4 protein-coding genes and 1 pseudogene are annotated in these 7,693 nt (G+C 63.2%); all 5 read left to right on the forward strand.

From position 1 onward, the window contains the following. Positions 1-5: 5 nt before the first annotated feature. The 5 genes and pseudogenes from NF876_RS32335 to NF876_RS32360 all read left to right on the forward strand — a co-directional run bounded on the left by NF876_RS32335 (position 6) and on the right by NF876_RS32360 (position 6,687). On the forward strand, positions 6-1,220 hold the full coding sequence (locus tag NF876_RS32335; protein ID WP_262272247.1) for a cysteine desulfurase-like protein: 1,215 nt from the start codon (positions 6-8) through the stop codon (positions 1,218-1,220). 11 nt (positions 1,221-1,231) lie between these two features. Continuing rightward, on the forward strand, positions 1,232-2,650 hold the full coding sequence (hydA, locus tag NF876_RS32340; RefSeq protein WP_262272248.1) for a dihydropyrimidinase: 1,419 nt from the start codon (positions 1,232-1,234) through the stop codon (positions 2,648-2,650). 1,349 nt (positions 2,651-3,999) lie between these two features. Continuing rightward, entirely contained in the window at positions 4,000-4,293 is a 294-nt protein-coding gene (locus NF876_RS32350) for a hypothetical protein (protein ID WP_262272249.1), read from the forward strand. After that, on the forward strand, positions 4,239-5,090 hold the full coding sequence (locus NF876_RS32355; RefSeq protein ID WP_262272254.1) for a helix-turn-helix transcriptional regulator: 852 nt from the start codon (positions 4,239-4,241) through the stop codon (positions 5,088-5,090). Before NF876_RS32350 ends, NF876_RS32355 begins: the two co-directional genes overlap by 55 nt. 250 nt (positions 5,091-5,340) lie before the next feature. Next, positions 5,341-6,687: pseudogene (locus tag NF876_RS32360) on the forward strand (IS5 family transposase). Positions 6,688-7,693 lie beyond the last annotated feature (1,006 nt).

Raw genomic sequence — 7,693 nt, forward strand, 5'->3', positions numbered from 1 at the left:
CATCCATGTCTCTTGACCTCGCTTTCGTCCGCTCCCAGTTTCCCGCCCTGGCGGATGGCTTCGCCTATTTCGACAATGCTGGCGGCTCCCTCGTCCTGCGCAATGTCGCCGAACGCATCTCGGACTATCTCCTGACCACCAGCGTGCAGACCGGCGCCAGCTACGAGCACTCGCAGCGGGCCACGAATCGGCTCATGGAGGCCCGCACCAAGATCGCGCGTCTGCTCGGCGCGGAACGACCCGAAGAGATCGTCCTCGGCCCTTCGACCACTGTCCTGGCCCAGTTTCTGTCACGCGCCATGGAAGGGTGCCTCAACGCGGGTGACGAGATCGTCGTCACGAATTTCGACCACGAGTCGAATATCGGCCCGTGGCGCTCCCTGGAGAAGCGCGGCATCGTCATCAAGGAATGGTCCATCGACCGCGACAGCTACGAGATCGACCTGGATGAACTCGATCGCCTGATGACCGAGCGGACCAAGCTCGTGGCCGTGACCCATGCCTCGAATATTCTGGGCACCATCAACCCGGTCAAGGAGATCGCACGCCGCGTGCACGAGCGTGGCGCCGAAATCGTCGTCGACGCCGTTGCCTATGCGCCCCACCGGGCCGTGAACGTGATCGATCTCGATGTCGATTATTATATCTTCAGCTTCTACAAGACCTACGGCCCGCACTTCGCCGTCATGTACGGCAAGTACGAGAGGCTGCTCGAGCTCGACGGGCTCTATCACTACTTCTACGGTCGCGAGAAGGTGCCGATGAAGCTTGAGCCGGGCAATACCAATTACGAGCTCGCCTGGGGTTCCGCCGGCATCGTGGACTACGTCGATTCCCTCGGCGGCGGCACCGGCGACCGGGCCGCCATCGACCGCGCCTTCGACAAGATCGCCGCGCACGAGACCCTTCTGGGAGAAAAGCTGCTCGCCTACCTGAGGGACCGCAACGACGTGCGCATTGTCGGGCGCCGCGACAGCGCTACGGATCGCCGCGTGCCGACCATCGCCTTCAAGGTGGACGGGCGCGACTCGGCCGAGATCGTCCGTTCCGTCGATGCCGACAGGATCGGCATCCGCTTCGGGGACTTTCACTCCCGCCGTCTGATCGAACACCTGGGCCTTGCCGACGGGAATGGCGTGGTCCGCGTCTCCATGGTGCACTACAATACCCCCGAGGAGGTCGACCGGCTGATCGGAAGCCTCGACCGGTCACTCGCCTGAGGAGGATGGCGATGGAACTCGATCTCGCGATCAAGGGCGGCACCGTCGTCACCGCATCCGACACGATCCGTTGCGACGTGGGCGTCAGAGGCGAGCGCATTGTTGCGCTCGGTGAAAATCTCCGCGCCCAGCGGGAAATCGATGCGTCCGGTCTCCTCGTGCTGCCGGGAGGCATCGACAGCCACGTTCACATCGCTCAACCGTCAGGTCCCGGCGTGGTGATGGCGGATGACTTCGCCTCCGCCACGGCGTCGGCCGCGGCCGGCGGCAACACGACGGTCCTTCCCTTCGCGCTCCAGCAACGGGGCGCGTCCCTGCGCGCCTGCGTCGAGGACTACAGGAGGAAAGCCGAGAACGAGTGCTACGTCGACACGGCCTTCCACCTGATCGTCTCGGACCCGACGCCCGAGGTCCTGGGGCAGGAGCTTCCCGCGCTGCTCAAGGACGGCTACACGTCGTTCAAGGTTTTCATGACCTACGATGATCTCGTGCTGAAGGACCGCGAGCTTCTCGACGTGTTCGAGGTGGCGCGTCGGGAGCGCGCCCTCGTGATGGTGCACGCGGAGGGGTATGACGCGATCCGCTACATGACCGAGCGTCTCGAGCGCGAGGGCCGTACCGCTCCCTATTACCATGCTGTTTCCCGCCCGGAAATCGTGGAGCGGGAGGCCACGCATCGGGCGATCAGCCATGCGGAGCTCGTCGATGTGCCGATCATGATCGTGCATGTGTCCGGTCGCGAGGCGATGGAGCAGATCCGCTGGGCACAGTCCCGCGGCCTCAAAATCTATGCCGAGACCTGCCCGCAATACATCACGCTCACCGCCGAGGACCTGCAAGGCCCGGACATGGACATGAGCGGGGCGAAATACGTCTGCTCGCCTCCGCCGCGGGACGAGGAGAGCCAGGCGGCCATCTGGGAGGGATTGCGCAGCGGCGTGTTCCAGACCTTCTCGTCGGATCATTGCCCATTCCGATACGATAGTCCGTCCGGCAAGCTCCACCCGAACGGCAGGAGTTCCTTCCGCTGGGTGCCGAACGGCATCCCGGGGGTTGAGACACGGCTGCCCATTCTCTTCTCGGAGGGGGTTTCCAAGGGACGGATCTCCCTCAACCGCTTCGTGGAACTGACCGCCACGAACCACGCGAAGATCTACGGCCTTTATCCGCGCAAGGGTTCCATCGGCGTCGGGTTCGACGCGGATATCGTGCTCTGGGATCCGAACCGGCGCGAGGTCATCCGCCAGGAGATCCTCCACCACGGTGCTGATTACACCCCCTGGGAGGGGTTCGAGGTCACCGGCTGGCCGGTGATGACGCTGCTGCGGGGCCACATCGTCGCCGAAGACGGACGGATCGTCGGCGCCAAGGGAGCCGGCCGCATCTTGGCGCGGGACGTCTCGGCCTATGCAGCGCCGGCCGGCGCCTGAGAGCCCGGCCGAAATCCGCCGTCCTGATGCGAAAGCCAATAGACGGGGCCAATAGACGGGGTCGGCAGCCCGCAGGCTCACATCGGCCCGGCCCACGGTGATCGAGGCCGTCATTGCCGGGCATCATTGCCAATCGTCATTGCCAAGCGTCCTGGACGGAATTTCCGCTGCCGAGGAGCAGGCTCGGTGCAAATGGGATGAGCCCCGCGATTACCGGGACTCCATGACGCTCCGAACCAGGCTCGAGAATAAGACACGCTCTCGTGCAGATCGCTTGCGCCAGGGTTGATCATCCCGAAGGGAAGACGACCCGAGGCTCTCCCTGGCGCGACAGCTTTCGGCTCTATAGCCGTGAAGCAATGGCGAACGAAAGGATCGCCGCGATTCCGGTTGACGGCCCCATGGCGCTCGAACCAGCCGGTCGGCCAGCCATGCAGACGAATATGGGGCGCGAGCCGCTCCTGCTGAGGCGGCCCTTCGGGTCCGCATGATGCGCCAGCCAAGAGTGGAGCATCGGATCCGATCCCAAAAGTGGATTCCACTTTTGGGATAGATGGCCTATGAGGTCGGCGGAGCCGCCTCCTTGACGGGCCCGCGAGGAGGGGCGGGCTTTTGCCCGCGGTGCTTCGCGGATGCGGCCAGGGGGCGAGGCTCGCGACAACCGGATTCGGATAATGCTCCAGGGTGGCCCCGGTCGCAGCATCAACGCCCATGCCCACGAGGCCGCCAACGAGCACGTTGCCCGCAAAGCCAGCCGCACCGCCGCCGGCGACCCGGGTTTGAACCATGATGTCCTGGCTCTCGTAGCCGTCCTTGGAGAAGGTCGCGATGAACTCCGCCTTCCGATCGACCTGCAGGGTGCAGGGAGTCGTCGGGCAGGTCAGGCCGGTCGACGCCCGCATGGCGGCCGGCGGTTCGAATCGAAGTCCACTTGGTCGGTCGTGCCGCGGGTAACCGTCGCGCAGGCGCCCAAGGAAAGGCCGCCCGCGATGATAGCAAGGAGTGAAATATGCATAGATGCCCCAGTCGTGGCTTGCCGCTTGAGGTGGGGTCGTATGGGCGGCAGCCAAAAGCACACGATACGTTATGATATAGTGGTTTCGCATCGGGATTTCGAGGAGGCCCATGACGGTTGCGGCCGATGACCGGAATTGTCTCAGCACCTGACGCCATTGGCAGGCGCGGGGCAACAACGCTCGCGTTGGTCGAACGAACAACATAAGATTGTATTTGCTCTTTTACAGGCAATCCTGCGTGCAATCCTCCAGCAACAAGGTGACGGTCCAAGTATATATTGTTTCAGGACACTACTCCGAAAATGATAAGGCTATCGACTTGTAGGAACTTCTTTGAAAATCTATGGTCTTGGGATGCAGCGGCTGAAAAAGTTGCAGCATTATGCAATAGAGTGCGCAAACGTGGCCGACAATCATCCTGGGATCGCGCCGGTTGTTCATGGGTCCGATGCTGTTGACTTCTCGGTCAGATCGCCTCGTGTCGACGAGATCGAGGAAGTTACCAACCGGTTCATCACCCGCAGCAAGCTGACCCTTCCTCTCGGTCCCAGGCGGCCGATTGCAGGCTCAGCATCCATGGCCAGCGCGATTTCGGCATTTTCACCGTTGGCTATGGGGCGGAACTGAAGATCCGGCTCTACCCGGCCGAGATGGACCACCGGTTGGCGTTCGTCATGGCCGATCGCGGCGCCGGACAGGTGACGATCGGAGGACAGGAATACGCCTTCACGCCGGATCAGGGGCCGATCTTTCCCTCGGGCCCGGAGGCGTTCCTGCACTACCGGGACGATTGCGAGACGCTCACGGTCCTGCTCGACACCCGCAAGCTCACCGAGCAATGCACGAAGCTCCTGGGGCGCGAACTCACGCAGGCGATCGCGTTCGATCGGCACGTTCCGCTCGCAGAGGCGGCCCAGCAGAGCTGGGTCCGGGCCGTGCGCTACGCCACGTCCGAGCTGAGCCAGCCTCACTCCATCACGCGCCAGCTGCCGGCCGCAGCCCAGCAGCTCGAGCAGACCCTGATCACGTCTCTGCTGCTGGGGCACTCCCATACCTACTCGGAGGCGCTGCTGCGGCCGCAATCGGCGGCGGCGCCCTTCTACGTGAAGCGGGCGGAGGCCTTCATCGAGGCGCATTTCGCCGAGCCCCTGTCGCTGGCCGACATCGCGGCCCATGCCGGGGTGAGCGCCCGCAGCCTGCAGAACGCCTTCCAGAGCTTTCGCGGCATGACCCCGATGGCGTTCCTGCGCACCCTGCGGCTCAAGCACGCCCGCGAGCTCCTGCTGCTGTCGGATCCAGGCGCCATCACGGTCACCGAGGTGGCCTTGCGCTGCGGCTACAACCACCTGAGCGAATTCGCCTCCGCGTGTCGGAACGCCTTCGGCGAAATGCCCAGGCAGACGCTTGCCAGATCGAAAACCTGATCGGTCGGGTTGCAACATCGATCAATGACGGCATTCACACACGACCGTTTGTGAGCGGCTTCACCACGACACGTCGTGTTGGACCATATCATGTCATCGAAGACTGGAGTTTACCTGCTCAAGGATTTGCATATCTTAGTCGGCCCTGAATAACCCGCAACTCGTTGAGGCAGAAGGATTCTTCGTCTTCGCGAACCATTGTAGAATGCCAGCATCTGGGAACTGACCCGCTCAAAGCTGGTGTTTTGCCATGGGACCCAAGCCGACGATGCCGAGCTCCGGTGATCTCTACCGCAGCCGTCTCGACCAGATCCTCGATCCGCGTCACGAGCCGTTTCGCCTGGCCGGTCTCATCGACTGGGGCCGCTTCGATCACGAGTTTGGCCGTTTCTACTGCCCACTCGGACGACCCGCGATGCCAACACGCTTGATGGTCGGTCTGTCTTACCTCCAGCATACCTTCAACCTGTCCGATGAAGCGGTGGTGCAGCGCTGGATCGAGAACCCGTACTGGCAGTAGTTCTGCGGCTGTGAATACTTCCACCATGAGCTGCCGTGCGATCCGAGCTCGCTGACGCGCTGGCGCAAGCGGCTCGGACCGGAGGGGCTGGAGAGGCTGCTCGCCGCCACGATCCGGGCCGGGCTCGCCACTGGCACCGTGCGGCCCTCCAGTCTGGAGCGGATCAGCGTCGACGCCACGGTGCAGCCCAAGGCGATCACCCATCCCACCGACGCCAAGCTCTATCTCAAGGCTCTCCTCGCCCTGGTGCGGCAGGCCAAGCGGCGCGGCCTCGAGCTGCGGCAGACCCACACCCGTCTGGCCAAGCGCGCTGCCGTGCAGGTCGGCCGCTACGCCCATGCCCGGCAGATGCGACGCATGCGGCGCGAACTCAAGCGGCTGAAGACCTACCTCGGCCGGGTCTATCGCGATGTGATGCGCCAAGTCGCCGGGGATGTGGAGCTCTCGATCCGATTGGCTCCACTGCTGGGCCTCGTAGAGCGGCTGCTGCTGCAGGAGCGCACGAGCAAGAACAAGCTCTATAGCCTGCATGCGCCCGAGGTGGTGTGTATCGCCAAAGGCAAGGCGCATCGGCCGTATGAGTTCGGCTCCAAGGTCGCGCTGGCAGTGACCAACCGCGAAGGCTTCGTGCTCGCGTCCAAGGCGCTGGAGGGCAATCCTTATGACGGGCATACGTTGGACGCTACCATCGGCCAGGTCATCGCCCTGACAGGCGTCGAGCCGGAGCGGACTTATGTCGACCAGGGCTATCGCGGGCATGATTATGCCAAGACGGATCGGGTGTTCATCACGCGACAGCGGCGGGGTCTGACACCGACGATCCGACGGGAACTCAGGCGACGATCGGCGATCGAGCCGATGATTGGGCACATGAAGGTGGATGGGCGCCTGGGACGCAACCACCTGCTCGGAGCGGCCGGGGATGCGATCAACGCCCTGCTCGTGGCCGCCGGGCACAATCTCAGACTGATCCTGAACTGGCTCAGGCTCTTTGTCGCCTGGCTCATGGCAGTCCTGCTGGAGTTATCCGTGCGATCGGATACTGCCCACGAACCCTGGAATCCAATCGCCGCCTGAGCAAACGGCATTGTTCAGGGCCGACTACCCTACGCTGCTGTAATTGGGACGCTTGACATGCCCGGGGTCTGCTCAAGGATGGCGCAGTTGCTCCTGGCAGGCGGCATCGAAGCAGTTTTAGCTTCCGCCGTCATTCATGGCCTTGGCAAGTCGTTCCAGACCCAATCTGAGCCTCTCTCTATGACCCTCTTGAGGCGGGTATGATCGTGCAAGTTTCTCAAGGCCGACCCTGAGTTTTTCCATCTGATCGTCGGGGGTCGGAACTTGGGGTTCAGGGGGCGAGGGCGCCATGTTAGATGGGCTTGGCGGTACGGGCAGGTCCAAGGGAGAGGGGGACGATGGAGGTTGCTGGCCTGCCGAGGCTACCCTCAGGGATGGAGCGGAAGGCTTGCTGATAACTCTGCTTGCCATCCGTTTTTGTACCGCTGCTTTCGGTACAGTTCGAGAATGCTTCACCACCCTCTTGTGAGCGTCGGTCTTGATCCGAGCCAGTGCAGAAAGACCAAGGTCAGGCTGAGTTGGATCCGGCGCGGTCCACCCGAGCACTAACGCGACAACGACAGTTGGCACATACCCGGTTCGCATTGGCCTCGTCCCTCCCAGATGATGCCTCCAGAAAATGGTGGAACCCTATCCCTGCGCGGTATTTGACCTTAGGGAAGGATTGATCCGCAACCGGCCACTCGTGAGCAAAGGTAGTAGTCTCGTATCGCCTCTGGGGTAAGGTCCTGCTTCCGTCAGCCTCTCGGTCTTGCCGCACGCAATTCCGCCAAGTGCTCATGCCTTAGCACTAGTGGGTCATCCGCCGTCGGATCTGGTATAGTGGCGTGGTGATCCTCGTGCTGCGAGGTGCCCCATGTCGCGCCACCAGAAAGATCCGTTGCGCCCGCTCACCCCGGAGGAGCGCACCGAGCTCACCCGCCTGAGCCGCTCCCAGAGCGCCCCCGCCGCTGAAGTCGACCGCGCCCGCGCCCTGCTGGCGATTGCCGAGGGCGCCAGCTACACC

The sequence above is a fragment of the Microvirga yunnanensis genome (assembly GCF_025460875.1).